Below are 24596 nucleotides of genomic sequence, written 5' to 3'. Positions count from 1 at the left end.
GCCGGTCACCGGGCGCGGCTGAGCGTGTCCTCGGCGACGCCCTTGTCCACCGCCGCCCGTACCAGCGCGGCGGCGAGGACGGCCGGGTCGGTGTCCCCGGCCAGTGCGACGAGGCGCTTCGGCTCCGTCGGCAGGTTCAGCCGCTCGGCGCCCTGGAGGGCCTTGGCGTCCAGGTAGGGGGCGGCCTCCGGCCAGACGCCCTGCGCCTCGCGCAGGAAGATGCCGGCTCCGGCCGGGCCCATGCCCGGGAACTCCTGGAGAAGGCGGCTCAGTTCGGGCACCATGCCGTCCGCCTCCCCGCGAAGCCGCCGCAGATCGCCGCCCCACCGGTCGTTCAGCAGCTCTGCCGCGTCACCGAGCTGGGTGGCCGTGCGTTCGTCGTAGCGCCGGTAGCCGCCCCGGCCCAGCGCGTCGACCCGCTCCTGCCAGGAGGCTCGCGCCATGCGCCGCGGATCGCGCAGCCCCGCCTCGTACAGGGCACGGGCGGTGGCCAGCGCGATCGAGCCGCGGATGCGGGCACTGAGCAGATGGGACAGCACCAGCAGCCGGTACAGCGGCTGCGGGGTGTCCTTCAGCCCGATGCCCGCCTCCTCGGCGTACGTCCGGCCGTGCGCGCCGACGAGTTCCCGTACGACGCGCTCCTGGCGGCCCACGGTCTACCCCTTCAGCGGGTCGTGCCCGACCGTCATCAGCCGGTGCCGGCGGCGGGTGTCCTCGGCCGTCACCTCGGGCTCGGGCTCGTTCTCCAGGTCCACCTGCTCGGTGACCGTGTCCACGACCTTCCGCATCACGCGCAGGTCGTCCTCGGTCAGGTCGGTGCGCCGCTTCTGGAGGATGGCCAGGACGTGCTGCCCGGTGGGCGAGCCCGCCTGGTCCGGCAGCGGCTCGGTGGCCTCGTCGGCGTCGCGGACCCGCAGCCAGGCCGCGAGTTCCTGCGAGGTCATGTTCACCACGCGGTGGAAGTCCTCCCACAGCGCGTCGAGTTCGAGGGCGTCGGTCATCGCCTGCCCCTTCCGTACGTACGTCGGATGCTCTGTGCCGTCCCGCCGCGGGTCAGCGGGGGGGAGTCCGCGGATCAGCGGGGGAAGTTCTCGGCGTCGAACATCCACCGCTGCTTCTCCAGCTCCGCGGTGATGCCGATCAGCAGGTCCTGGGTGACCGGGTCCGCCTTCTCGGTCGTGTCGATGCGCTCGCGCAGGCGGCCCACCGCTTCCTGCAGCGCGTCCACCATCACCTGCACGGCGTCCGAGTCGCGCACCCAGCCCTCCGCGGGGGCGGGCAGCGTGAACGCCTTGGCGACGGTCTCCGGGCGGCCGTCCGGCGGGACGCCCAGCGCGGCGGACCGCTCCGCCACGGTGTCGGCGAAGTCCCGTGCCGCCGTGACCACCTCGTCGAGCTGGAGGTGGATGGACCGGAACCGCGGTCCGACGACGTTCCAGTGCGCCTGCTTCCCGACCAGCGAGAGCCCGAGCAGATCCACCAGGGTGTCCTGGAGCGCCTCGCAGGAGACCTTGCGGGCGTCGTCGGGCAGTGTGCTCCTCACAGCCGTCATAGGGCGCTTCTCCTTCTCGCGTCGTTCCTGGTCGTGCGGAGCAGTGCGTCGCGCTCCTCCTCACCGGTGCCGCCCCATACGCCCGAGGCCTGACCGTTGCCCAGCGCGAAGCTCAGGCACTGGTCGGTCACCGGGCAGCGCGCGCAGATCCGCTTCGCGGCACTCGTATCGCGCAGGGCGGGGCCGGCGGTGCCGACGGGAAAGAACAACTCGGGGTCCTCGTCCACGCAGGCGGCGCTCCGCAACCACTCCATGACGGCGCGGGTGCCCCGGGCGCACTGGTGCAAACGTGACGCATGAGGGGCGTCCGGCCTGCGATATGACCTGCAGGGAACCCCGCGAGGCGCAGAATCTTCACAAGCGGCGGGGTGAAGGTCTATAGTCCGAAACTAGCAGTGCTAATTAATGCGCGGTGTGAGGAGCCTCTCGTGCGTCCCGTCCACTTCGCGGCCGCCCGCCGCACCCCCATCGGCAAACTGCGGGGATCCCTCTCCTCGGTACGGCCCGACGACCTCGCCGCGACCGTCGTCCGCGCCCTGGTCGCCGGCGCGCCCGCGCTGGACCCGGCCCGGATCGACGACGTCTACTGGGGCGCCGCCAACCAGGCCGGCGAGGACAACCGCAACGTCGCCCGCATGGCCGCGCTGCTCGCCGGCCTCCCCGACTCCGTGCCCGGCGCCACCGTCAACCGCCTGTGCGCCTCGGGCCTGGAGGCCGTGACCACGGCGGCCCGCACCATCGCCGCCGGCGAGGCCGACATCGTGATCGCGGGCGGCTCCGAGTCGATGAGCCGCGCCCCCTTCGTCCTGCCCCGCCCCGACGAGGCCCTGCCGCACCGCATGGAAACCGTCGACACCCGCCTCGGCTGGCGCCTGGTCAACCCGGCGATGCGCGAACTGCACGGCCTGCTGGCCATGGGCGAGACGGCCGAGGAGGTCGCCACGCGGTACGGCATCCCGCGCGAACGCCAGGACGACTTCGCCCTGCGCAGCCACCAACGAGCCGCCCTGGCCCGCAAGAACGGTCACTTCGACGACGAACTCCTGCCCGTGGAACGCCCCGACGGCGTGGTCGTCGACACCGACGAATGCGTCCGCGAGGACACCTCGTACGAGAAGCTGTCCCGGCTGAAGCCCGTCTTCCGTGACGGCGGCACCGTCACCGCGGGCAACGCCTCGCCGATGAACGACGGCGCCGCCGGTCTCCTCCTCGTCAGCGAGGACGCCCTGAACGAGCTGGGCCTGGAGTCCCTGGGCCGCTACGTCGCCGGCGCCTCCGCCGGAGTCCACCCCGACGTCATGGGCATCGGCCCCGTCCCCGCCACCCGCAAGGTCCTGACCCGCGCCGGCTGGAGCGTCGGCGACCTGGAGGAGGCCGAGTTCAACGAGGCCTTCGCCGCCCAGGCCCTGGCCTGCGTCGACCAGCTCGGCATCGACCCCGACCTGGTCAACCCCAGCGGCGGCGCCATCGCCCTCGGCCATCCCCTGGGCTGCTCCGGCGCCCGCATCCTGACGACGCTGCTCCACCGGATGCGGCGCACGGGGGCCGGGCGCGGCCTGGCCACGATGTGCGTCGGGGTGGGGCAGGGGAGCGCGGTCCTCGTCGAACGGTCCTAGCGACAGCCGGACGGTCCCGACGGCCTCAGCGCGCCCACCAGGCGAGACAGCGCTTACGGGCACCTGTTCGTTGCACATAGCATCAGTGCTCGCATGAACACCATGACGCTCTGGCACATCACCGGCTGGGAGTTCGCCGTCCTCGCCTTCGCGGCCCTGCTCGTCGGCTTCTCGAAGACCGCCGTGAGCGGGGCCAACACGGTCAGCCTCGCCCTCTTCGCGGCGGTGCTGCCCGCTCGCGCCTCCACCGGCGTACTGCTGCCGATCCTGATCGCCGGAGACCTCCTGGCCGTCGCCACCTACCGGCGGCACGCCCACTGGCCCACGCTGTGGCGGCTGTTCCCGGCGGTCGCCGCGGGCGTCGTCGTCGGCACGGTGTTCCTGATCTGGGCGGACGACGCGATCGTACGGACCTCGATCGGCGCGATCCTGCTGCTGATGGCGGCCGTCACGGTGTGGCGGCGGCGCACGGCCGGCACGGAGGAGGAGCCGGAGTCGGTCACCACCCGCTCGGGCCGGCTCAAGGCCCGGTCCTACGGCGTCCTCGGCGGTTTCACCACCATGGTCGCCAACGCGGGCGGCCCCGTGATGTCGATGTACCTGCTCTCCGCGGGCTTCCGCAAGCTCGGCTTCCTCGGCACATCGGCGTTCTTCTTCCTGATCGTCAACGTCTCCAAGCTGCCCTTCAGCGCGGGCCTCGGCCTGATCGACGGCCGCTCGCTCCTCCTGGACCTGGCGCTCGTGGTGTTCGTCGTGCCCGGCGCGCTGTTCGGCAAGTGGGCCGTGCACCGGATCAACCAGCGGCTGTTCGAGCAGCTCGTCATCGCGGCGACCGTCGTGGGCGGCCTGCAACTACTGCTGCGCTGACTCCCGCAGCAGCGCCGGAAGGTCCGCGAAGGAGTCGATCACGTGGTCGGGCGTGCCGTCGGCGGCCCGCAGCGTCTCCGGCTGGAACTTCCCGGTCCGTACGAGCACCCCGGTGATCCCGGCCCGCTGCGCCGCCAGCACATCGGACTCGACGTCGTCCCCGACCATCACCGCCTCGCCCGCGCCGACGCCCAGCCGGGCGAGCGCCGACGCGAAGAACGCCCGCGCCGGTTTGCCGGTGATCTCCGCCTCCACCCGCGCGGCCCGCTCCAGCCCGGCCAGGAACGCCCCGGAGTCCAGCCGCAGCCCCTCGGCCGTACGCCAGTACAGGTTGCGGTGCATCGCCACCAGCCGGGCCCCGCGCTGCAGATGGCCGAACGCCCGGTCGAGCGCCGCGTAGCCGAACTCGGGGCCGGCCCCGCCGACCAGGACGACATCCGGCACGGTCTCGGTGTCACTCGCCTCGACGACGGTGACACCGTCGAGGTCCTCCGCGATGTCGCCGCTGTTGAGCAGCACGCACCGGGCGCCGGGGCAGTGCTCGGCGAGGTAGGCGGCGGTGGCGGCGGGCGCCGTCAGGATGTCCTCGGCGGACACCGGGAACCCCGCCTCGGCCAGCGTCCCGGCGATCGACGCCCGCGTGCGGGAGGTGGTGTTGGTGACCAGCAGGACGGCCGGCCCCGCCTCCTGGATCTCCCGCAACGCCGCTACGGCCCCGGGCAGCGGCCGCCACGACACGGTGAGCACCCCGTCGATGTCCACGAGCACGGCACGCACGGACTCCATGCCAGGACGATAACCACCCGGAGCGGTGTTCGCCGGTCGGGTCGTGAGCGGGACGGGGCACGGCCCGGAGCCGCGTTCACCCGTCGGCCCCCGTCCCGCCGGCGGCCGGTCCGGACCTCGTAGGCTCGACGCCGTGTCCCCTCACGTTCTGATCCTCGGCGGCACGGCCGAGGCCCGCGCCCTGGCCGCCGCGCTGGCCACCCGCCCCGGCATTCGCGTCACGACGTCCCTCGCGGGGCGGGTCGCCGAGCCGGGCGCGCTGGACGGACAGGTGCGCGTCGGGGGCTTCGGCGGGACCCGGGGACTCGCCCGGTGGCTGCGGGAGGAGGGCGTGGACGCGCTCGTCGACGCCACGCACCCCTTCGCCGAGTCGATCACGGCCAACGCGGCCCGTGCCGCGACCGAGACCGGCGTGCCCGCCGTGGTGCTCCGCCGCCCCGGGTGGCGGCCCGGGCCCGGGGACCAGTGGCACCCGGTCCCCTCACTGGACGCGGCCGCGGACCTGCTTCCGCGTCTCGGCCGCCGGGTGCTCCTCACCACGGGGCGGCTCGGCCTGGCCTCCTTCGCCCACCTGACGGGACTCCACTTCGTCGTACGGTCGGTGGATCCCCCCGAGCCGCCGATGCCGCCCGACACCCACGTGCTCCTCGCGCGCGGCCCCTTCACCGTCCCCGGCGAGACGGCCCTGCTGCGCGAGCACCGCGTCGACGTCCTGGTGACCAAGGACAGCGGCGGAGCGGCGACGGCGGCCAAGCTGACGGCGGCCCGGGACCTCGCCCTGCCGGTCGTGGTCGTACGGCGGCCGCCGCTGCCGGACGGTGTGACGGCCGTACCCGATGTGGAGGGGGTGCTGGAACGGCTGGGGATGTCTTAGGGCGCTGACACCGAGGCGGCCGTGAGGGACTTCTCCGGACTGTGCGGCAGTCCCTGGCTCAGGTCTTCCACCAGCAGCCGTTTCGCGATCGCGTCGACCGCCACGCGCAGGTCGCTGTCCGAGGGGCGGCCGATGTCCCGTCCGAGGCGGTCCTCCAGCCAGGCGGCCCAGGCCCGGGTGAGGACCGCCGCCTCGCGAGCACCCGCCTCGGTGTGGGAGAGCATGGAGCCGTCGCGGGTCAGGAAGCCCTCCTCCACCATCCGCTCGAAAACGGGCAGCAGGACCTCCGGCGGCAGCCGGCGCCGCGCGGCGATCAGCCCGAGGCTCGCGTGCCCGGCCATGCGCGTGAACAGCTCGACCTGCATCACCGCCCAGGCACCGGCCACGTCGAGCCGGGTGTCGGACTCCAGGACGATCCGCCGCGCGGTGTCCGGATCCGTGCTCCCGATGATCTTGCCGACGGCGGCTTCCAGTACCCGTCGGGAGTCCGCGCCGCTCGGCGACCCGAATCCCTCGCCCATGTCGGTCGACCCCGTGCGCGCCGTGTCGCGCAGCCGGACCTGCTTGAGGAACAGGGCGACCAGGAAGCCCAGTGCGGCGACCGGCACCGTCCACAGGAACACGGTCTGGAGCGTGTCGGCGTAGGCGCCGACGATCGGGGCGGCCGCGGCCGACGGCAGCTCGTGCACACCTTCGGGGCTGGTCGCCGCGCGGCCGAGGGCCGCCGGGTCCAGATCCCCGGTCCGCGCCGCCTGCGCCACCCCGTCGCGGAGGTGGGGGGCCAGCGCGGTGAACACCGGGTTCGTGAACAGCCGCATGGGCAGCATCGGTTCACGGGCCCGGGTCTCCACCCGGCAGAACAGGGCGAGGGCAAGGACGCCGCCCACGAACAGCCCGATGATCACCCCCGAGCCTCACGCGTACTGGTTGCCGCCCCAACTCGTGGCCAGGATCCTGTCGGTGGCCAGACCGCACAGGAACGAGCCCGTGATGAACACGACAGCCGAGACCTGGAAGACCACCTTGCGGCCGAACAGGTCGCCGAACTTGCCGACCAGCACGGTCGCGACGGTCTCCGCGAGGAGATACGAGGTGACCACCCACGACATGTGATCCGCCCCGCCCAGGTCCGACACGATGGTCGGCAGGGCGGTGCCGACGATGGTCTGGTCGAGGGCCGCGAGCAACATGCCCAGCATGATCGTCACGAAGACGACGTTGCGGCGACGGGCGTCCAGCACCGGCGGCTGGGAGACGGGCGGGGCGGTTTCCTCCACGACGGTCACGTCGTCACCTTCACACCTGTGGGCTACATGCGCATGCCAGAACGTCCGCACGGGTGCCCGCTGACGTGCCCGCCAGTCACGTCAGTCGCGGGGGTGCCGGCGCAGCAGATACGTGTCCATGATCCAGCCCTTGCGCTTGCGGGCCTCGGCCCGCAACCGCTCGATGCGGGGGGCCGCCTCGGCGATCGGCCCGGAGACGAGGATCTCGTCGGGGGTGCCGATGTAGGCGCCCCAGTAGATGTGGACGTCCTCCTGCGCGTACCGCTGGAAGGTCTGGTGGGCGTCGAGCATCACCACCACGTCGTCCACGCCCTCCGGGAACCCTTCCGCGAGCCGTCGGCCGGTGGTGATCTGCACCGGCCGGGCGACGCGGTTGAGCCCTGTCCGGTGCCGGGCGACCAGCGCCGAGACACTGCTGATGCCGGGCACGACGTCGTACTCGAAGGCCACGGCGCCCCGCTCCAGCACCTCCTCCAGGATTCCCAGCGTGCTGTCGTACAGCGACGGATCGCCCCACACCAGGAACGCGCCGGTCTGCTCCTCGCCGAGCTCCTCGGTGATCAGCCGTTCGTAGATGTCGGCGCGGGCGCTGCGCCAGTCCCCGACGGCCGGGGAGTACGCCGCACCGCCGGCGCTCCGGTCCCGCTCCGGGTCACGCGCCTCGACGACGCGGTAGCTTCCCTGCGGCACGTGGGCGTCGAGCATGTCCCGGCGCAACCCGGTGAGGTCCGCCTTCACCTCGCCCTTCTCCAGGATGAAGAACACGTCCGTGCTCCGCAGCGCCTTGACGGCCTGGAGGGTGAGCTGGTCGGGGTCGCCCGCACCGATACCGATGACATGAATCTTTCGCACGCCCCGAGTGTGCCGCACGGGGGTGTGGGCGGGTTCACCGCGGTGGGGGTCGGGGGCTGGTGCCGGCCGTCCAGGCGTGGTCGGCGTCGCCGCCGTCGCGTCAGCGACCGGCTGCCGCGCCCCGCAGCCGGGGTGCCCGGACCGCCGCGTCCACCGGGCGGCCGGTGCGCTCCACGTCTCCCGCCAGCTCCCGCGCCCACGCGGCCACGCTCCCCACGTCGATCCCGTGCGGCAGCGCCAGCCCGGAGCCGGCCGCCCACGCCTCGGCCGCGCCCGCCCCGCGCCGCAGCAGCCGGGCCCCGCCGGTCAGGTTGCCGCGGGCGGCGTGCGTGAGCCCCACGGCCAGCTGGGCGAGGCCACGCCACAGCTCGCGCTCCTCGTCCGGCCCGGACTTCCACGCGTCCTCGAAGACCTCGTGCGCGTGGAACGGCTTGCCCTCGTCCAGCAGCCGCTGCGCCTCGGCGACGGTCTCCTCCGGGACCCGGACGACACCCTCGGGCTGCCGGGGCACACCGTCGGTGCCGTACGGCAGGGGCCGCCCGAGACCGTCCCGGGGCCGGGCGTTGCGCGCCCGCCCCTCACTGTCGCGGTCGCGTGCGCCGCCCGTCCGGCCCGAGTGAGTCTCTCCAGTGCTGCCCATACGCCGATTGTCCCGCCCGGCCCGCTTTCGGCGCGGCCAGGGGTGTGGGGTAAAGTGCTGTTCGCGCGATCACGCGGTTCACCGCGGGTGGCGCGCACCGGGACGTGGCGCAGCTTGGTAGCGCACTTGACTGGGGGTCAAGGGGTCGCAGGTTCAAATCCTGTCGTCCCGACGGTGCGAAGGGCCTCGCAGGCCGATACCTGCGGGGCCCTTCTCCTTTGCGTACGCCCTTGACCTCGAGAGCGCTCCAGGACGCAGACTCCCCTGCGTGCCCGAAAGCCGGAGCACGCGGGAGGGAGCGACACCCATGAAGTACCGCACGATCGGCACGGACCCCACGACCCGCCGTCAGGTGAGCGTCCTCGCGCTCGGCACGATGCTGTTCGGCTCGGTGACGGACGAGGCGACGTCCTTCGCCCTGCTCGACCGCTACGTCGAAGCCGGCGGGAACTTCATCGACACCTCCGACAATTACGCCTTCTGGACGGACGGAGGCCAGGGCGGTCAGAGCGAGGAGCTCCTCGGCCGGTGGCGGCGCAGCCGCGGCGTCGGCGACGAGATCGTCATCGCGACCAAACTCGGCGCCCGCCCCCTGGCCCCGGGCACCAGCTACACCGACAACCCCGAGGGCCTGTCCGCGAAGGTGATCCGCGAGTCCGCCGACCGCAGCCGCGAGCGGCTCGGCCTGGCGAAGCTGGACCTGCTGTACGCGCACATCGAGGACCACGCCGTCCCGCTCCAGGAGACCGTCGAGGGCTTCGCCGCGCTGGTGGCCGAGGGCACCGTCGGGCTGCTCGGCGTGAGCAACCACGCCGTCTGGCGCGTGGAGCGGGCCCGGGCCCTCGCTGCCGCGGCCGGACTGCCCGGTTACGAGGTCCTTCAGTACGCGCACACCCATCTGCGCCCCCGCACCGACGTCCCCGACGACCTCTTCCCGGACGGCAGCCTCGGCCACGCCGGTCCCGACCTGCTCGGCTATCTGAGGGCCGAGCCGGGCCTGACCCTCGTCGCGTACTCGCCGCTGCTGAAGGGCGCCTACGTCCGCCCGGAGCGGCTGCCCGCCGACTTCGACCACCCCGGCACCCCGGCCCGGCTGGCCGCACTGCGCGAGGTGGCCCGCGAGACCGGTGCGAGCGTCAACCAGGTCGTGCTCGCCTGGCAGATCGGCGGCGAACTGCCCGTCGTGCCGCTGGCCGGGGTCTCGTCGGTGGCCCAGCTGGAGGAGAACCTGGCGGCGGTGGACCTGGAACTGACGCCGGAGCAGCGCGCCCGGCTGGACGCGGCGCACTGAGACCGTGGGACCGTGGAGGGGAACCGGCATCCGGACCTCCGGAGGGAGCACCGGCCATGACCACCCACCCGGCCCACCCCGCCGCACGCTCGATCAGGACCACCCCCGAAGGCCTCCTGTGGGAACCCAGCGAGCGCTGGGTGCGCGGCCGCAAGGGCGACGTCACCGTCGTCGACAGCCGGCACCCGGTGCTCGTCTGGGAGCCCCATCTGCCCGTCCCGCAGTACGCCTTCCCGCGCGAGGACGTCCGCACCGACCTCCTCCGCCCGGCGAAGAGCCCGCCCACCGGCACCCACACCGGCTCCCGGACCTTCTACGACCTCGACGCCGAGGGCGAGGTGCGCGAGAACGCGGCCTGGACGTTCCCCGCCGACGACCTGGCCGGCCACATCGCCTTCGAGTGGTTCCTGCGCGCCGACACGGGTCTCGACCACTGGTACGAGGAGGACGAGGAGATCTTCATCCACCCCCGCGACCCGCACAAACGCGTCGACGCGCTGCCCAGCAGCCGCCATGTGCGGGTCGAGATCGACGGGCGGACCGTCGCGGACAGCCACGCCCCCGTCCTGCTGTTCGAGACCTCCCTGCCCACGCGGTACTACCTCCCCCGCGAGGACGTCCGGCTCGACCTGTTCGACGCGACCGGCCACCACACCGGATGCCCCTACAAAGGCACCGCCGAGTACTGGTCCTGGGGCGGCGGGGGCGAGGTGCCGCCCAACATCCTCTGGAGCTACCCGGAGCCGCTGCCCGCGGTGAAGGCGGTGCAGGGGCGCGTCGCCTTCTTCAACGAGGTCGTCGACATCACCCTGGACGGCGAGCGCCTGGAGCGCCCGGACACGCCGTTCAGCCGGATGCTGCGGACGGGGAGCCGCTCGTGAAGCCGTCGAGCAGGGCATCCAGCCCGGCCGCGAGGCCCTGCGGACCGCCCCGCTCGGCGAGCGCCGCTGCCGTCTCCCGCAGGGTCGGCAGTTCCTTCGCGGACAGCCGGTGCAGCCCGAGACGGAAGGCGGGATCGGTCTCGTCCGGGTTGTCCACCATCGGGCGCAGCTCCACGGACACATAGCCCAGCAACCAGGCGGTGAAGGCGCGGAACACCTCGGCCGAGGCCGCCTCGTCGAAACCGGCTCCGCGCAGCAGGGTGAGCACCCTCTCGTGATCGCGCAGAACCGCTGCGGGCCGCCGGGCCAGCGGGACCGCCAGCAGGCGCGTGGCGAGCAGCGGCACCGCCTGCGGGTGCGTGAGGCACACGTCGTAGGTCGCCCGGGCGATCCGGTGCAGCCCCGCCCTCCAGTCGGGATCCTCGTCCGCGTCGGTGGCCAGCCGCTCCTCCAGCTCCAGGTACAGCGCCTCGACCAGCCCGTCGAGCAGGGAGTCCTTGCTCGACGCGTACCGGTAGAGCGCCATGGCCTCCACGCCGAGCTCGGTGCCGAGTCGGCGCATGCTGAGCGCCGAGAGCCCTTCACGGTCCACCAGCGCCAGGGCGCTGGCCAGCACCCGCTCCCGGTTCAGCCGGCCGTACCGGCCGCGGTCGCTGGCGCGGCGGGCCTCGCGTGGCTCACGGCCGTTCGCCATGCCGCCTCCTCGGTGTGCGGAAGGGGGGAGCCGACGGAGCCGGCTCCTCTACGACGTACACATACACGATCCGTGCCGAGTCGCACCTCAGCCGAGCGGCCTCGAAGATGAAAAGAGACGATATGAGGCATTTCCGGGCATCTGGCTGAAGGGAAGTGCCGGATGACGTTCACCGAGGAGCTGAGAGGTCTCCTGCCGCTGCGGCCCGCCGGTCTCCTGACGCGTCCCGCCGACGCGCGGGTGGCGCGCAGGCTCACGCACTCGCTCGGCGCCGACGGCCCCCCGCACCGGCCCCGGCGGACCTTCTCCGATCTCCTGGTCTTCCAGCTCGACGACGGCGGCTCGCCGGCCATGGTCAAGCATCCCCGTAGCCCACGCGCGACCGTCTCGCTGGCGCACGAGTGCGAGGCGGTACGGCGGCTGGCCCGTGACGAGCGGCTCGGCGCCTGGCGGCGGCTGCTTCCGGTGGTCGAGGAGCGCCGCTTGGAGGGGCCGCTGCCCCTGGTGGTGGAGAACCGCCTGCCCGGCGTCGAGGCCGATGCGGTGCTCCGGCGTTCCCCGGGGCTGGCCCGCGGGGTCACCGAGTCCGCCCTCGCGGTGATCCGCGAACTGCATCGCGCCACCGGGTGGACGGAGGAGGTGACGGCCAGGTTGGCCGGGTGGGTGGAACCCCGGCTGGCCGTCCTCGCCGAGGAGGTCCGCTGGTGCCGCCACGGGGAGGGCGCCCGGGCCCTGGTGGCCGTGCGTGAACTGGTGGAGCGCGAGCTGGCCGGGCGCCGGCTGCTGGTGGGCTGGACGCACGGAGACTTCCACCCCGGCAACGTGCTGCTGGCGGAGGGCCGGGCAACCCTTTCCGGGGTGATCGACTGGGCGGGCGCGGTGCCGGACGGCCCCTCCCTGCTCGACTGCCACACCTTCGTGCTGACCATGCGGCACCAGCTCACCGGACGGGAGTTCGGCGGTGTCGTGGCCGATGTGGTGCGGCGTGCCTCCCTCATGCCCGAGGACCGGCGGCTGCTCGCCGGGGTACGGGCCCTGGCCCCCGGCGCCGGAGCGGAAACGGCCGTGACCCTGCTGACCTGGTTGTGGCATGTCGCAGGGAACCTGGAGAAGTCGGCCCGCTATGCGCGCAGCAACCGGTGGGTCGCCGACAACGTCGTGTCCGTGCTCGGCGAGGTGCTCGCACTCGAAGGGGAGGTGTCGGCGGACCGAGGTCGAGGGGCGGTGGACCCGACCGTCCGGAGCACACCGTCTCCAGGAGAACGCCGTGAACGCACCCGCTGAGCTCCTGATCGACACCGTGGCCGGTCCCGCGCACGTCACCACTCCGGCCCCGCACGCCTCCTGGTGGGACCTGGTCGCGCGGGACCCGGACACATGCGTCACCCAGACGCCCGCCTGGCTCGACTGCCTGTGCGCCACCGGACCGTACCGAGACGCCAGCCGGCTGTACCGGTTTCCCGACGGCAGCCGGATCGTGCTGCCGCTCGTCGGCAGGGCCAGGCGTGTGCGCCGCCTCGACGCGGAGGAGTCCTGGCCGGCCGGCTGGGGGATCGGCGGGCCGGTGACACCCGACGGCGTGGGGCCCGAGCAGGCTCGGGCGGTCTTCGACGATCTGGCGCGCCTGCCGGCCCTGCGCGTCGGTGTGCGCTTCCGGCCGCAGGGCGCCGAGCTGTGGGAGCGGGCCGCCCCGGGGGTCTTCCGGCTGGAGCCCCACATGACGCAGGCGGTGGACCTCGACGGCGGCTTCGGCGCCCTGTGGCAGAACCGCTTCCATACGCGGGTCAGGCGGGACGTCAAACGCGCCGAGAAGGCGCACCTAGACGTGGAGGTGGACCGCTCCGGCCGCCTGGTGCCCGTCTTCCAGGAGCTGTACGAGCAGTCCATCGAGCGCTGGGCCGCACAACAGCACGAACCGCTGGCGCTGGCCCGGTGGCGCAGGAGGCGGGAGTTCCCCACCGGGCGGCTCGCGGCGGTGGCCGCACGGTTCGGCGCGTCGTGCGCGATCTGGGTGGCCCGGAGCGCCGGAGAGCCCGCCGCGTCCATCGTCGTCCTGCGGCACGGCCCGCACGCCAAGTTCTGGCGGGCCGCCATGAACCGGGACATCGCTCATCCGGTCCGGGCCACCCCGCTGCTGTACCGGCTGGCGATGGAGGAGGCCTGCGAGCAGGGCTGCCGGATCTTCGACCTGGGGGAATCGGCCCCGGGCTCCTCGCTGGAGCACTTCAAGGCCGGTTTCGGGGCGGTGGGCCGATCGTCCCCCCGCTACTGGCGGGAACGGCTGCCCGTCTCCTCGGCCGAGCGGGGGCTGCGCACGGCCGTCAAGCGCGTGATCCGGTTCCAGGACGCCTGACCGGGCCCCGGTCAGCCGCCGTCCTTCCAGATGTCCAGGGGCTCGGCCTCGTCACTGTGGCCGAGCGGGTCCAGGTCGTAGGCGTCCAGGATGGTGCGCAACAGCCCGTACAGGTTGTTGGGCTGATTGTGGTCGCCCGGCTTCACCCGCTCGCCGACGACGACGGTCGGGATGTGGTTGTCCTCGTCCTCGCCGCCCTCGTCCTCGTCCCACGTGACCACCAGCAGGCTGTTGTGGGACATCGCCCACTCGGCGTAGTCCCCGAGGTTCTCCCGGAGCCAGGCGTCGCCCTGCTTGATGCCCCCGTCGTGCATGTCGTTGTCCAGGTTGGGGATGACGAAGGACACGTCCGGCAGGTCCGAGAAGTCCTTCGGGAAGTCCGTCCAAGGCCGGTTGACGGAGTCCGGCAGGTTGGTGAAGTTCACCCACGGCGTGTGCCGGCGTACGTAGGGGCCGCTGGTGCAGCCCTTGAAGCCGACGCTCGGCAGGCTCTCCGCGTAGCCGGTGAACGTCAGGTCGTCCTGTATCAGCTGGGAGGCGAGGTTGCGGGACGAGAAGTCGTTCGGGCAGTCGTTGTCGACGCCCTGCGTGGAACCGGAGAACAGGGCCAGATAGTTCGGCTGGCTCGGATAGGTGATGGCGAAGAACTGGGTGAGGTTGGCGCCCTTGCGGGCCAGTTCGTTGATGAACGGGGCCTCGGGCGAGCCGATGATGTCCTCGTAACCCCGGTTCTCCTCGACGACCACCACGATGTGGTCCGGCCGGGGGACGCCGTCGCCCTCCTGCGAGGAGCCGCAGCCCGCGACCGGCAGGAGCATCCCCAGGGCGGCGGACGCGGCGACGAGCGACTTCCGCATGGGGCCCACCGGCCGGGACGGCGTCATCAGTCGTGCGGTCACTGCTTTCCCCTGACGGTCGGTCCATCCGCGCTGCCGGTCGCGGCAAAGGGCAGTAACGTAATTTTTAGCACTTATGGCGCATATTGGTCGGCATGGATCGCTGATGTGTGCCGATGGAGCGCCGCGCACGGCGCTCCCCGGCCTGGTCGTCGCACCCGCTGTGCGGGAGGCATATCCATGGGCAAGCGTTCGCCGCTGACGATGGGTCAGTGGGCGCCGCGTGCTCCCCTGGAGACGCGGCGGCCCGGCGGGACGCCGGCGCCGCCGCCCGGCCGCCGGCGTACCACGGCACTGCAGTGGGTGGCGCGTGCGGCCCTGCCCGTCGCGCTCGTCCTGTGGCTGCTCTCCCTGCGCCACGTGAACCTGAACGCCATGACGGACCTGGGTCTGCTCCAGGTGCTTCCGGTGCTCTTCTGGGTCGCTCTCGGTCTGCTCGCCGCCGGCTTCTGCGTGGCCCTGTCCGACCGGCGGACCCGGGGCGGCTGGTTCGCCGCCTACGTCCTCGGCCTGATCGCGATCCTGCACGCCACTCCGGCGCTGCTGTACCCCACCCTGCGCTACGGCTGGGCGTGGAAGCACGTCGCGGTCGTGGACGCCATGATCCGCAACGGCGGCAGTGTGCCCGGCGCGGAGAAACTCGACGTCTACGACCAGTGGCCGGGCTTCTTCCACCTCAACGCCCTGGTGGTGCAGGCCACCGGCCTGGAGTCGTCGCTCGGCTACGCGGTGTGGGCCCCGCCCGTCAACAACCTCCTGCTGCTCGCCCCGCTGCTCCTGATCTACCGGGCCGTGACCACGAACCGGAGGCTCATCTGGGGAGCCGTCTGGATCTTCTACTCCTGCTCGTGGGTCGGGCAGGACTACTTCGCGCCCCAGGCGTTCGCGTTCCTGCTCTTCGTCACGCTCATCGCTCTCGTGATGGGGCAGCTGCGGACCTGTGCCGAGCGGCCACCGGGCGACAGGGCCAGGGCATGGCCCGTCGGCCGATACCTGCTCGTCGTACTGGTCATGGCCGTGATCGTCTGCTCGCACCCACTGAGCCCGCTGATGATGGTCAGCGCCTTGGTCGCACTGTCGCTTCCGCGCCGCAACCGGCGGGTGCTGCTGCCGGTGCTGGGTGCCGGGGTGCTGCTGACCGTGGTCTGGGACGTCACCGTCGCGCGCCCCTTCGTCTCGGCCAATCTGAGCGAGTTCGTCAGCGCGCTGCTGGAGCCGGACTCCAACGTGGTCTCCGGGCTGGCCACCCTGGGCACCGCCGCACCCGGGCAGGTGCAGGTCTCATGGATCGACCGGAGTCTGTCCGCCGCCGTCTTCCTGCTGGCGGCCCTGGCGTTCGTCAGGCGCCGCTGGACCCGCCGCACCGGCTTGCCGCTGCTCGTCCTGGCGCCCCTGCCGGTGTTGATCGCGAACTCCTACGGCGGCGAGATGATCTTCCGCGCCTACCTGTTCGCGCTGCCCGCCGCCGCCCTGCTCATCTCGGCCCTGCTGTTCGAGCCGCGAAGACATCCGCGGCTGCGCGTGTTCATGGTCGCCCCGCTGCTGCTGGCGATGCTGGGCGGGCTGCTCTTCGGCTACTACGGCAAGGAGTCGGCCAACTACTTCACCAAGGAGGAGGTGTCGGCCACCCACTTCGTCACGGCCACCACGCCTCCCGGGTCCCTCATCGTCTCCCTCACGTCGGACGTGCCCGGCCTGGAGATGAACTACGACAAGCATCCGCGGATCCAGCTCAACGAACAGGACATCGAGGTCCGGCAACGGTTGGTGGAGGACCCGATCGAGGGTCTGGAGCCGTTCATCGACGGTGCGACCGTGCGCGAACCGGCGTACATCGTGCTGAGCCGCGCCCAGGCCGCGGAGTGCTACCTCAACGGCAGCCTGCCCGCCGACACCATGCAGCGCATGGACCGGGCGATGTCGGAGACCTGGGGATTCGTGCGGGTGTTCCGCAACCAGGACGCGGTGGTCTTCCGCTACCAGAACCCCGACGCGGGAGAGGCGTCATGACCACCCTCTCCACGACCCTTCCGCCGCGCTGGAGATGGCCGCTGCGCATCGCGCTCGCGCTGTCCGGCTGGCTCGCCCTCGCCGCGACCCTGACCCTGCCGGACGGGGGTGTCCCGCGGCTTCTGGTCATCTGCGTGTTCCTGCTGCTGTGCCCGGGGTCCGCGGCCACGCGGTGGGCCAGGCCCACGCCCTGGCACGAGCGGGGATGGCCGTTGGTCGTGGAGACCGCGTTCCTGGCCGTGGCGCTCAGCCTGTGCCTGGGTGTCCTCGCGGTGGAGCCGTTCTACCTCAGCGATTCCTTCACCACCACGCGCGTGATCGTCACCCTGGCCGTCATCACGTCCCTCCTGGCCCTGCTGCCCGCACCGGGCAGCCGCCGGCCCCGACCGCGGCCCACCGCCCCGTACGACGCGCCGCCGTCCCCCGGCACCCGGCCCGCGCCGGACACACCGCACGAGCCGGGCGCCACCGCACCGACGGCACCCGGTAAACCGCCCGCGCGGCCACGGGGCCCCGCCCCGCCGAGCGACCGGGTCGGCATCGCCGTCGTCGGAGCCGGACCCTACGGCCTGGCCACCGCCTGCCACTTGCAAGCGGCCCGCGTACGGCTGCGGGTCTTCGGGCAGACCATGGAGTCGTGGCGTGCCCACATGCCCGACGGCATGCTCCTGCGGACCGTCCCGGCCGCCTCGGCGATCGCCGCCCCACGGCACGGGTACGCCCTCGCGGACTTCCGCGCCGCACGGGGCCTGGACGGGGCCGGCGACCACCGCCCGGTGCCGATCGCCGAGTACATCGACTACGGACGCTGGTTCCAGGAGCACCTGGTGTCCGAACTGGAGCCGCGCCGGGTGCGCCGGATCCGCGCCGCCGAGGGCGGCTTCCGGCTGCTCCTCGACACGGGTGAGGAACCGCTCGCCGCCTCCGTGGTGCTCGCCACCGGCGCGGTGCCCTACGCCTACGTCCCCCGGGCGTTGCGGGCGTGTGCCGAGGAAGGGCTCGCCTCACACACCAGCCGGCACCGAGATCTGCGCCGCTTCACAGGAGAGCGCGTGGCCGTCCTGGGGGCCGGGCAGTCCGCTCTCGAGTGCGCGACCCTGCTGCACGAGGCGCAGGCCCACCCCACCGTCGTCGCCCGCACGCCGTCCGTGGTCTTCGACCCCCCGCCGCCGAACGGCGCGGGCGACCGTTCCCGGTCGCCGGGGCCAGGCTCACCGCTCGGCAGCGGGCGCCCGCTGCTGGGCGCCGTCTGCCGGAGCGGGGCGGCCTACCGCCGCCTCCCCGCGCCGCTGCGCATGGAGTTGCTGCGCGCCGTACCGCGACCGTCCGGCGCCTGGTGGCTGAAGGAGCGGGCCGCGGGCCGGTTCCCGGTGCTGTGCGGCCGTACCCTGGTCGCCGCCGAGCCGGGGTACGGGGCGGTCCGGCTGCGGCTGCTCGACGAGCACGGCCGGCCGGAGGACATCGTGGTCGACCACGTCCTGGCCGCCACGGGCTACCGGGTCGACGTTCGGCGCCTGGACCTTCTCGATCCGGGCCTGCGGCAGTCGCTGCGCGTCTTCGCCGGAGCGCCGGTGCTGACCTCCGGGTTCGAGTCGTCGACGCCCGGCCTGTACTTCACCGGGCTCGCGGCGGCCCCGAGCTTCGGGCCACTGCTGCGGTTCGTCACCGGCACCGGCTTCGCCGCCCGCCGCCTCACCGCTGCCGTGACGGCCGGAAAACGGCGGTAGCCCCGTGCGCGCGCGACGGCTGCGCCCCGCCCTGGCCGCGCTGGCACTGGTGCTGGCCTTCGGCTGCGGTGCCACCGAGCCGGACGTGGCCCGGCCGAAGCCCGTGCCGCAGGACTGGGAACTTTCGTTCCACGACGAGTTCGACGGCTCGGACCTCGATACCGACCGCTGGGCGACCTGCTACGACTGGAACAAGGACGGTTGCACGAACAGCGGCAACGACGAGGAGCAGTGGTACCTGCCCGGCCAGGTCTCCGTCGGGGACGGTGAGCTGAGACTGGACGCCGAGCGGCGCAGCACGCGCGGCAGCGACGACAAGACGTACCCCTGGCGGTCCGGCATGATCTCGACCGGCAGGGACGACTGGTACGGCGACCCCCGGCACGTCTTCACCTACGGATACTTCGAGGCCTCCATCCGCATCCCCGAGGAGACGGGCATGTTCCCGGCGTTCTGGATGATGCCGGCGTCCAAGTTCACACCCCCCGAACTCGACATCATGGAGTTCCTCGGAGGCACCGAGCAGGTCTTCATGTACGCGCACTGGCGCGGTCCGGAGGGTGACCAGCGGGCACGTGGCACCTACGGGCCCGTTCCCTTCCCGGACAAGCACCACGTCTTCGGCATGCTCTGGACCCCCGACGAGGTGAGCTGGTATGTCGACGGGATCCGGCGCTTCCGGGTGACCGAGCCCGAGCGGATCCCGCACGTGCCGATGGAGGTCCTGGTCAACCTCGCGGTCGGAGTGCCGCAGTCGCCGCCCCCCTCGGTGGACTCAGCCCGGATGACGGTGGACTGGGTGCGCGTCTGGCAGGAGTGAAGGACCTCACCCGGCGGGCGTGGGCAGCGACGGGTAGGGGTGGTCGATGCGGGCCAGCAGGCGCCGGTAGCCGCGCCAGGCCTTGGTGCTGGTCCGCTCGGGGAACGGAGCCACGGGCGCGCCCGTGCCGTGCACCCAGGCCAGGAAGCGGTCCCGTGGCGTGTCGGCGCGCACCATCAGCCGGGCGATGCGCAAGCGTTCGTCCGCGCCGGAGCTGAAGCCGTACCGGACGGCCGTGGCCGAGGTCCAGCCCGCCTCGTCCACCAGCCGGCGGACCGAGCGGCTGGAGTAGCCATGGGGGTAGGCGAAGGCGTCGACACGATGCCCGAGGGCGTCCTCCAGGCGGGCCTTGCAGCCCTCGACCTCCTCCCGGGCGTCCTGCCGCAGGAGAGTGTCCAGCTGCGGGTGGCTCCGGGTGTGCCCCCCGATCTCGACGAGCAGGTCCAGTTCCCGCATCTGACGCCAGGTCAGCATCGGCGCGGCCGGGAGGAGGCTGCCCCTCTCCGGCGGCCAGGACGGTCCACCCAGCGCGCCCGTCGTGACGTAGAGGGTCGCCGGCAGCCCCCGGGCGGCGAGCAGCGGTGCCACGGTGGAGTGGAAGTCCGCGAACCCGTCGTCGAAGGTCAGCACGGCCGAGCGGGGCGGCAGCGGCGGACCGCCGCGCAGCGCTGCGACCAGACGCCGCAGCGGGACGATCTTCAGACCGTTGTCCGTGAGGAGATCGAGCTGCTCGGCGAAAATCCGCGGGCGCACCGTGAACGGGGCGATCCACGACGGGGGGTCGGTGGACACCGAGTGGTACAGGAAGACGGGGACGGGCTGGTGGGTCATGCCGCCCGCTCCCTCGCCGGAACGCGGTGGGCCGGTTCAGCGGGCGTGGAGCGTCGGATGCGCACCGAGCCCACGGCGTACCCCGCGGCGGTGGCGCCGACACCGAGGGTCAGTGCGAGGACCGTCCGCGCCGGGGCGGGCCGGGCGCGGCGGAGGGCCTCGCGGTAGGCCCGGGGGATGGTCGACGCGAGGTAGGCGCGCTCGCTGGACAGGGCGGCGGCGCCTTCGCTGTACTTCGCCACCAATGCTTTGGAGAGCCCCTCGGCGTAGCAGCGCGCCCGGAAGTACGACCATGTGGCGCGTGCGGCGGGGACGTGGTGCCGGACGGCGGCCGAGGGGTCGTAGAGCAGGACGGCGTCCGGGCGGCGGGACCTGATGCGCAGGCACAGTTCGGTCTCCTCGCACCCGAGGGGCCGGGTCCCCACCCGGCCCAGGTCCGTGCGGAAGCCGCCGGCCGCGCGGAGCACATCCCTGCGGAAGGACATGTTGGCCCCGATGAAGTTGCGGACCGGTGCGGGCTCTTCGGGCAGTCCGCGGTACGAGCAGCCGACCACCCAGTCGAACTCCGGGGGGAACCAGGACGGCCGGTCCGTCTCCCACCAGGGCACGACGAGCCCACCGACCCCGGCGACCCGCGGATCGCGGTGGTCCGCCAGGAGGCGGGCGGTCCATGACGGATGTGCGGTGGCGTCGTCGTCGAGGAAGGCCACCACGTCCCCGACGGCCGCCTCGACGCCGGTGTTCCTGGCGCCGGACAGGCCCTTGTGCTGCTGGTTGGGCAGCACCCGGACGTCGTGCAGCATGCGGGTGGCGAGGCGGTGGAGTTCCGGGCAGTGGTCGACGACCAGCAGGATCTCGTCCGGCGGACGGCGCTGGGACTGGACCGAGGCGATGGCGGCCTGGATGTCCTCCCAGCGGCCGAGCGTGTAGGCGCACACGATGACGGAGAGGCTCGGTGAGGCGTTCATGAGGTACTCCCGGAGCTCATGGCGTCGTGCCGGGAAGGGGCCGTCAGCCAGCGGGACCGCCAGATCAGCAAGGGCGTGGCGATGAGGCACTCCGCCGCCAGCCAGGCGACACCCGCGCCCGTCACCCCGAGCACCGGCAGCAGCAGATGCACCAGCCCCAGCACCAGCACGCACAGGGCGATCTGCAGCCCGACCACCAGGCGCATGCGCCTCCGTGCCCGCAGCACGTCCACGGCCACGCTGAACACCAGGTTGGGCAGTGCGGAGAGGGCGAGCAGGCGCAGCAGGGTGGTGCCGTTCTCGGCGTAGCCGGGCCCGAACAGCTTCAGGATCCACGGGGCCGCGGCGACGATCACGGCGACACCGGTGGCCAGCAGCATCCCGGAGTGGCGCAGTACCCGCAGCCCGTGTTCCGCCAGCCGTTCGGGGCGGCGCACCGCCTCGACGACCAGCGAGCTGCCCATGTTGCGCACCACCAGGAACAGCACGTAGCCGATGATCCAGGCGAGTGAGAAGTAGGCGCTCTGCTCCGCCCCGAGGGCGCTCAGCACCATCAGGGGCACGAGTGTGTAGGCGGCCATGCGGAACAGGGAGCCCGTGTAGTCGGCCGCGGCGTAGCTGAGCAGCCGCGGCGGGCGCACGGCGTCCGGGTTCTCCCGTTCGTGGCGTGGCACCGCCCGTCGCAGCAGGAGGTAGTTGGCCACGATGAGGGAGACGAGCAGGGCTCCCGCCCAGGAGAGCAGGATCCCGGTCTGCAGGACCAGGAGCGCACCGCCGGCGAGCAGCGCGATCTTGACGAACGCGAAGACCATGTTCTCCGCCACCACCCAGCCGGGGCGGCGCATCGCCGTCAGTGCCCCGTCCTGCAGCACGAAGATGGTGTACGCGGCGGTCGCCGCCACGAACCAGACCGCGACCAAGGGGTCCCGCAGGAAGGCCAGTTCGGGCGAGAGGGCGGGCACGAGGAGGACGAAGACGAGGCAGACCACGGCGCTCCACGAGGCGGTCACCGCGTAGCAGGTGAGCAGCAGTCTGCGGGTCTGGCGTCCGGAGCACGGCAGGAACCGGATCAGGAAGTCGTTGAGGTTGAGCTGGCCGATGTTGGCCAGGAGCAGGGACGCTGACAGGGCGGAGTAACTCACGCCCACGACCTCGTCGTCGTACCAGTGGGTGGCGAACAGCCAGAAGATCGCGCCGACTCCCGCGTTGACCAGGGAACTGATCGCCAGCAGATGACCGTTGCGCACCAGCGGCTCGCTGGGCAGGACGCGGGCGATCCCGGCGCGCACCGCCGTGGTCAGAGACCGCCCCGGGCCGGGTGTGTCCGTGGCCTCGGGCATGGTGTCCTGCGTCGTGTACACAATCTCTCCTCAGGCCCCGGCGGCGCCGGAGTGGTTCCGGCGGCGGCTGCGCAGATAGCCGACCGGCCCGTACAGCAGGCCGCGCAGTTCCAGGTGGGCGAGCCGTCGTGTCCGGGTGCGGTCCGCGTGCGCCGCGCGGTGCGTCTGTGCCAGGGCGTACCGGACGCCCCGGGGCAGCCTGCGCAGCAGGGCCGGGATCATGCGGGGCTCGTTCACCAGGGCGCCGGTGAGGTACGCGCCGAGACCGGCCCCGTAGCCGAACGCCTGGGCGTCCAGGGCGTCTTGCGTGCGGCGGTGGCGGTGCCAGACGATCGCGTCCGGCTGGTAGGCCAGGGTGTGACCGGCCGTCAGGACCCGGAAGAAGGCGAGCAGGTCGTCGCCGCCGTGGGCCGGGGTCCCGGTGCCCGTGGCCGGGTCGAAGCCGCCCAGCGCCCGCAGCGCGGACATGCGGAAGGCCATGTTGGTGCCGGAGCCGAAGCGCCCCGCCGTGAACGGGAACAGGGGGTCCTTCGGCGGGTCGCGCAGGGACCAGGTGCGCGGTGCGTACCCCTTGGCGAAACCGCCATGGTGCTCCAGCGCCGCCTGGGCCGCGGTCTCCAGCTCGGCCGGGACGATGAGTCCGGTGACGCAGCCGACACCGGGATCCTGGGCGAAGCCCTCCGCGATCGCGGTGAGCCAACCCGGGTCGACCAGGGTGTCGTCGTCGGTGAAGGCGGCGATCTCGCCGCAAGCGGCGGCCAGGCCCCGGTTGTGCGCGTGGGCCAGGCCTGCCCTCGGCTCCCGGACGTAGCGCACCCGGCCCCCGTACGCGTCGCGGACCAGCCGCTCGGCCGCGTCGTCGGCCGGGGCGTTGTCCACGACGATCACCTCGAAGTGCGGATAGTCCACCCGCAGCAGGGAGTTCAGGCACTCCCGGAGCATCCGTGGCCGGTTGTGCGTCGCGATGATCACGCTCATGTACGGCGGCGCGAGCACCCGTGCCCGGCCAGGACTTCCCGTGCGCGGAAGCGGGAACCGCTGCCGTGCCGTGTCCGCCGCCGACCGCCACAGGTCCTCGGGCGTGCCACCCTCTTCGCCGTCTGCCGTGACCAGCCCCAGGGGACGGCCGCGCAGCCGCACCAGGGCCAGTACCGGCGCCGTCGGGCGGACCGGTCCCGGGCCCCCGGGCCGGCGGAAATCGTTGGGTCGCGTCAGATCCATGTCGACGACCGCGACCGGCGCGTACGCCGGCTCGGCCGGACCTGGATTCGCGGCCGGGGAGCGGGAAGGGGCCGCCGGGCGCCGGGTGGCGCTCATGCCAGGCCCCTTCCGGCCCGTCGGGCGGGCCGGGCCCCGGGCCGCTCGGACAGCAGCGTGCGCAGCACCCGGCGGCCGTCCGAGATCGCGTGCAGGTTGGAACGTCCGCTGCGCCGGGGCAGTTCGAGGCTCGGCACCTCGGCGATGCGCAGCCCCGAACGCAGGGCGTGCGCGATCATCTCGGTCTCGATCTCGAACCCCGAGGAGTGCAGGTCGAGGTCGTCGAGGAAGTCGCGGCGGAAGGCACAGAACCCGTAGCACAGGTCCGTCAGCCTGGCGTCGTAGAGGTGGTTCACGGCGGCCAGCAGCACCTGGTTGCCGAGCCGCCGGATGGGCGTGATGTCGAGGGAGCCGCCGCCCGCGATGAACCTGGAGCCCTTGACGAAGTCGAAACCGTTGTCGAGGAAGTGCAGGTAGTGCGGGATCTCCCCGGGCAGCATGCTGCCGTCCGCGTCCATCATCACGACGTGGTCGCCGGTCGCGGCGAGGAAGCCGGTGCGCAGGGCGTTGCCCTTGCCCGGGCCGCTCTGCTCGACGTGGCGGACGGTCGGCAGGCACCGGGTCGCCATGTGCACCGTGCAGTCGGCGGAGTCCCCGTCGACCAGGATGACCTCGTCGACGCAGTCCGGGATCTGCTCGAAGACCCAGGGGATGTTGCGCGCCTCGTTGCGGGCGGGGACGACCAGGCTCACGGTGGCGCGGGGCGGCGGACGGTCCCCGGCCCGGCGCAGGGGGTGCGCGGCCCGATCGGTGCGGGCGGAGCCGTTCCCGCCGGCCTGGGCGCCGAAGGAGGGGTGCTCGGTCAGACGATGCGTGTTTTCCATGGTGCCGTGTCTTCCGGTGCAGCGTCCCCGTGAAGGAGACGACATATATTTACGGCGTATACGTACATATTCCCCCTTTTGTTCCTGAGGTCAAGAGGTGCGTGTTTTCCCGCGGCCGGGGAGGCCTGTGCGGGGCGCTTCGTCCGGCGTAGGGTGGATGAAGGCAAAGTG

24 protein-coding genes, 1 tRNA gene and 1 pseudogene are annotated in these 24596 nt (G+C 72.6%); 11 read left to right on the top strand and 15 right to left on the bottom strand.

Features of this window, described 5'->3' with window-relative positions:
• Nucleotides 1-5 precede the first annotated feature (5 nt).
• The 4 genes from ACFY9E_RS02100 to ACFY9E_RS02085 form a co-directional block, all read right to left on the bottom strand.
• Nucleotides 6-653: an endonuclease gene (locus ACFY9E_RS02100; RefSeq protein WP_390978452.1), complete on the bottom strand. Its 648-nt coding sequence runs from the start codon at nt 651-653 to the stop codon at nt 6-8.
• Nucleotides 654-656: 3 nt separating this feature from the next.
• Nucleotides 657-1001, bottom strand: coding sequence for a DUF3140 domain-containing protein (locus ACFY9E_RS02095; RefSeq protein WP_390978450.1), 345 nt, complete (start codon nt 999-1001; stop codon nt 657-659).
• Between the two features lie 74 nt (nt 1002-1075).
• Nucleotides 1076-1552 carry a ferritin-like domain-containing protein gene (locus tag ACFY9E_RS02090; protein ID WP_390978448.1) on the bottom strand — a complete coding sequence of 159 codons (477 nt, stop codon included), beginning with the start codon at nt 1550-1552 and terminating at the stop codon, nt 1076-1078.
• Complete coding sequence (locus ACFY9E_RS02085; protein WP_390978445.1) at nt 1549-1806, bottom strand: WhiB family transcriptional regulator; 258 nt, start codon at nt 1804-1806, stop codon at nt 1549-1551. Before ACFY9E_RS02085 ends, ACFY9E_RS02090 begins: the two co-directional genes overlap by 4 nt.
• A 174-nt stretch (nt 1807-1980) precedes the next feature.
• Between ACFY9E_RS02085 and ACFY9E_RS02080 the strand changes: the two genes are divergently transcribed.
• Nucleotides 1981-3168, top strand: coding sequence for an acetyl-CoA C-acyltransferase (locus ACFY9E_RS02080; protein WP_390978443.1), 1188 nt, complete (start codon nt 1981-1983; stop codon nt 3166-3168).
• A gap of 93 nt (nt 3169-3261) precedes the next feature.
• Nucleotides 3262-4035, top strand: a complete 774-nt coding sequence (locus ACFY9E_RS02075; protein WP_390978441.1) for a TSUP family transporter — start codon at nt 3262-3264, stop codon at nt 4033-4035.
• On the opposite strand, the gene ACFY9E_RS02070 is transcribed toward ACFY9E_RS02075, so the two are convergent.
• Nucleotides 4021-4821, bottom strand: a complete 801-nt coding sequence (locus ACFY9E_RS02070; protein WP_390978439.1) for an HAD-IIA family hydrolase — start codon at nt 4819-4821, stop codon at nt 4021-4023. The two genes, ACFY9E_RS02075 and ACFY9E_RS02070, sit on opposite strands and share 15 nt — an antisense overlap.
• Before the next feature lie 133 nt (nt 4822-4954).
• Between ACFY9E_RS02070 and ACFY9E_RS02065 the strand changes: the two genes are divergently transcribed.
• Nucleotides 4955-5695, top strand: coding sequence for a cobalt-precorrin-6A reductase (locus ACFY9E_RS02065; protein ID WP_390978437.1), 741 nt, complete (start codon nt 4955-4957; stop codon nt 5693-5695).
• Here the strand turns inward: ACFY9E_RS02065 and ACFY9E_RS02060 are convergent.
• The 3 genes and pseudogenes from ACFY9E_RS02060 to ACFY9E_RS02050 form a co-directional block, all read right to left on the bottom strand.
• A pseudogene (locus tag ACFY9E_RS02060) lies at nt 5692-6981 on the bottom strand (MFS transporter). The gene ACFY9E_RS02065 and the pseudogene ACFY9E_RS02060 overlap by 4 nt on opposite strands.
• Nucleotides 6982-7062: 81 nt before the next feature.
• Nucleotides 7063-7833 (bottom strand): precorrin-6A synthase (deacetylating), encoded by a 771-nt coding sequence (gene cobF, locus ACFY9E_RS02055; protein WP_390978435.1) that lies wholly within the window; start codon nt 7831-7833, stop codon nt 7063-7065.
• 100 nt (nt 7834-7933) lie between these two features.
• Nucleotides 7934-8473: a DUF309 domain-containing protein gene (locus ACFY9E_RS02050; protein WP_390978433.1), complete on the bottom strand. Its 540-nt coding sequence runs from the start codon at nt 8471-8473 to the stop codon at nt 7934-7936.
• 98 nt (nt 8474-8571) lie between these two features.
• On the opposite strand from ACFY9E_RS02050, the gene ACFY9E_RS02045 reads away from it, so the two are divergent.
• The 3 genes from ACFY9E_RS02045 to ACFY9E_RS02035 all read left to right on the top strand — a co-directional run bounded on the left by ACFY9E_RS02045 (nt 8572) and on the right by ACFY9E_RS02035 (nt 10645).
• Nucleotides 8572-8645, top strand: a tRNA-Pro gene (locus tag ACFY9E_RS02045).
• Nucleotides 8646-8780: 135 nt separating this feature from the next.
• Nucleotides 8781-9764: an aldo/keto reductase gene (locus ACFY9E_RS02040; RefSeq protein WP_390978431.1), complete on the top strand. Its 984-nt coding sequence runs from the start codon at nt 8781-8783 to the stop codon at nt 9762-9764.
• A 56-nt stretch (nt 9765-9820) separates the two neighbouring features.
• Nucleotides 9821-10645, top strand: a complete 825-nt coding sequence (locus ACFY9E_RS02035) for a DUF427 domain-containing protein (protein WP_390978429.1) — start codon at nt 9821-9823, stop codon at nt 10643-10645.
• Here the strand turns inward: ACFY9E_RS02035 and ACFY9E_RS02030 are convergent.
• A complete protein-coding gene (locus ACFY9E_RS02030; RefSeq protein WP_390978427.1) occupies nt 10611-11339 on the bottom strand; it encodes a TetR/AcrR family transcriptional regulator C-terminal domain-containing protein in 729 nt (242 codons plus the stop codon). The genes ACFY9E_RS02035 and ACFY9E_RS02030 overlap by 35 nt on opposite strands.
• Nucleotides 11340-11501: 162 nt before the next feature.
• On the opposite strand from ACFY9E_RS02030, the gene ACFY9E_RS02025 reads away from it, so the two are divergent.
• Nucleotides 11502-12623 carry a phosphotransferase gene (locus ACFY9E_RS02025; protein ID WP_390978425.1) on the top strand — a complete coding sequence of 374 codons (1122 nt, stop codon included), beginning with the start codon at nt 11502-11504 and terminating at the stop codon, nt 12621-12623.
• Nucleotides 12607-13692: a GNAT family N-acetyltransferase gene (locus ACFY9E_RS02020; RefSeq protein WP_390978423.1), complete on the top strand. Its 1086-nt coding sequence runs from the start codon at nt 12607-12609 to the stop codon at nt 13690-13692. The genes ACFY9E_RS02025 and ACFY9E_RS02020 overlap by 17 nt, the downstream gene beginning before the upstream one ends.
• 11 nt (nt 13693-13703) lie before the next feature.
• On the opposite strand, the gene ACFY9E_RS02015 is transcribed toward ACFY9E_RS02020, so the two are convergent.
• Nucleotides 13704-14591, bottom strand: coding sequence for an alkaline phosphatase family protein (locus ACFY9E_RS02015; RefSeq protein ID WP_390978421.1), 888 nt, complete (start codon nt 14589-14591; stop codon nt 13704-13706).
• Between the two features lie 177 nt (nt 14592-14768).
• Between ACFY9E_RS02015 and ACFY9E_RS02010 the strand changes: the two genes are divergently transcribed.
• The 3 genes from ACFY9E_RS02010 to ACFY9E_RS02000 are packed head-to-tail and all read left to right on the top strand — an operon-like array spanning nt 14769 to nt 19145.
• Complete coding sequence (locus ACFY9E_RS02010) at nt 14769-16598, top strand: glycosyltransferase (protein ID WP_390978419.1); 1830 nt, start codon at nt 14769-14771, stop codon at nt 16596-16598.
• Nucleotides 16595-18325 (top strand): FAD-dependent oxidoreductase, encoded by a 1731-nt coding sequence (locus ACFY9E_RS02005; RefSeq protein ID WP_390978417.1) that lies wholly within the window; start codon nt 16595-16597, stop codon nt 18323-18325. The genes ACFY9E_RS02010 and ACFY9E_RS02005 overlap by 4 nt, the downstream gene beginning before the upstream one ends.
• Nucleotides 18326-18329: 4 nt before the next feature.
• Entirely contained in the window at nt 18330-19145 is an 816-nt protein-coding gene (locus ACFY9E_RS02000; protein ID WP_390978415.1) for a family 16 glycosylhydrolase, read from the top strand.
• A gap of 6 nt (nt 19146-19151) precedes the next feature.
• Here ACFY9E_RS02000 and ACFY9E_RS01995 read toward each other — a convergent pair whose 3' ends face one another.
• The 5 genes from ACFY9E_RS01995 to ACFY9E_RS01975 are packed head-to-tail and all read right to left on the bottom strand — an operon-like array spanning nt 19152 to nt 24425.
• The gene (locus ACFY9E_RS01995) at nt 19152-19976 is read right to left on the bottom strand and encodes a polysaccharide deacetylase family protein (RefSeq protein ID WP_390978413.1); all 825 of its coding nucleotides are present in this window, start codon (nt 19974-19976) and stop codon (nt 19152-19154) included.
• Nucleotides 19973-20944 carry a glycosyltransferase gene (locus tag ACFY9E_RS01990; protein ID WP_390978411.1) on the bottom strand — a complete coding sequence of 324 codons (972 nt, stop codon included), beginning with the start codon at nt 20942-20944 and terminating at the stop codon, nt 19973-19975. The genes ACFY9E_RS01995 and ACFY9E_RS01990 overlap by 4 nt, the downstream gene beginning before the upstream one ends.
• The gene (locus ACFY9E_RS01985) at nt 20941-22305 is read right to left on the bottom strand and encodes a lipopolysaccharide biosynthesis protein (RefSeq protein ID WP_390978409.1); all 1365 of its coding nucleotides are present in this window, start codon (nt 22303-22305) and stop codon (nt 20941-20943) included. Before ACFY9E_RS01985 ends, ACFY9E_RS01990 begins: the two co-directional genes overlap by 4 nt.
• A gap of 9 nt (nt 22306-22314) precedes the next feature.
• Nucleotides 22315-23601 carry a glycosyltransferase gene (locus ACFY9E_RS01980; protein ID WP_390978408.1) on the bottom strand — a complete coding sequence of 429 codons (1287 nt, stop codon included), beginning with the start codon at nt 23599-23601 and terminating at the stop codon, nt 22315-22317.
• Nucleotides 23598-24425 (bottom strand): glycosyltransferase, encoded by an 828-nt coding sequence (locus ACFY9E_RS01975; protein WP_390978406.1) that lies wholly within the window; start codon nt 24423-24425, stop codon nt 23598-23600. Before ACFY9E_RS01975 ends, ACFY9E_RS01980 begins: the two co-directional genes overlap by 4 nt.
• Nucleotides 24426-24596: the final 171 nt, after the last annotated feature.

It is taken from the genome of Streptomyces sp. NPDC012466 (genome assembly GCF_042955215.1).
Taxonomy (GTDB): domain Bacteria; phylum Actinomycetota; class Actinomycetes; order Streptomycetales; family Streptomycetaceae; genus Streptomyces.
This window is presented reverse-complemented; position numbering and strand designations above follow the sequence as displayed.